Below are 1181 nucleotides of genomic sequence, written 5' to 3' on the forward strand. Positions count from 1 at the left end.
TGCGATTGGCAAAGCGTATCAAGCCGCTTCTGGGTATTCGTTTTGGGCAAAAAGGCTATGTGCTTACCATTCTGAAAGATGTTGAAGACGAAGTTCACCGTAGCGCGCGTTTACAGGAGTATTTTCCTTGGTTCGATGATCCTCCACTGCAGCAGGAACGGCTGGCCAAACGCGTCCGCCTAAGCCAAGATGAAAAAGCCCAGATTACCGCAATGAAAAGCGTGCTACGCCAGCATGCATTGGCGCATGCGGCAGACTACACCACTCTCGGTCGTTCGCCGCCGTCTCCTACTGACTGTTTTTGTCTTGCCTTCGGTCAGGTGCGTCAAGCCATGGTCGCTACCGATGATCTTGGCATGCACAAGCTGGCGGAAGATTTCGAGCTCCCCGTTTTTCACTGCCACGAAGTTTTGAAAAAGATGCTGACCGCTAAAGTGATCGATAAAAATCTGGTCGCCAAGATCTACCGCGCCCTTGAGGTCAATGGCGATCTGCCGCGTTCCTAGGTGGAGGTAAAGCATACGGCCTTCAAGAAAGTGTTTGGCCTTAAACCAAAACACGCTGCCAGCCATGGAGAGCGAAGCGAAGGCTGGTAGACCCCAGTAGCCGCGAGGCCGCACTGTTTTCCCGGCGTGCCTTGCGCCAGAGGGAAAACAAAGTAGGCCTCCGAACGCGGCGTCCAGTCATTGGGAGGCAAGTACGGAGCAGCAAGGAGCTTGCGAAGTTGTTGCGTAGTGCTGGGTGACCAGGACGGCTGGGGCACAAATAGGTTGTCAAAGGCCGGGTCGATTATGGGGACTGGGATGTCCCAAAATCTATCACGAGGTCGAAGACACGCTTGAATATGATCTTGTTCCCTCGCCTGAAAAGGCGGGGGTGCGTATTCCACCCCAACGTGACCGATTCCAGGGTTTTCCTTGGAATCGGCGGTCACGATGATGGAAACCGTGGTCACGTTGGGGTGGAATACGCAGCCGCCATTGTCGAGCACGATAATGGCGCTCTGCCCGTCGAGCTCCAAGAGGTTGCGGGTATATAGCGGCGCCCAGTTGTTCCGGTCTGAGCCGTTGATGTTGGCGTAATTGATGATACAGATCCGCCGGCGTGATCTCCCCCGAACGAGCCAACTGGTGGAGGATGCGATGCATATCTTCTTCTTCGACATTCCTGTTCTTGAATCT

General features: G+C 54.4%; 2 protein-coding genes. One reads left to right on the forward strand and one right to left on the reverse strand.

Features of this window, described 5'->3' with window-relative positions; all coding sequences use genetic code 11:
- Window positions 1–506: hypothetical protein (locus tag ACOCD2_RS20885; RefSeq protein ID WP_293681633.1), on the forward strand; the 506-nt coding region annotated here is incomplete at its 5' end.
- Here ACOCD2_RS20885 and ACOCD2_RS20890 read toward each other — a convergent pair.
- Window positions 503–1181: hypothetical protein (locus ACOCD2_RS20890; RefSeq protein ID WP_419626040.1), on the reverse strand; the 679-nt coding region annotated here is incomplete at its 5' end. The two genes, ACOCD2_RS20885 and ACOCD2_RS20890, sit on opposite strands and share 4 nt — an antisense overlap.

It is taken from the genome of Thiolapillus sp. (genome assembly GCF_048562965.1).
GTDB lineage: Bacteria > Pseudomonadota > Gammaproteobacteria > Chromatiales > Chromatiaceae > Thiolapillus > Thiolapillus brandeum_A.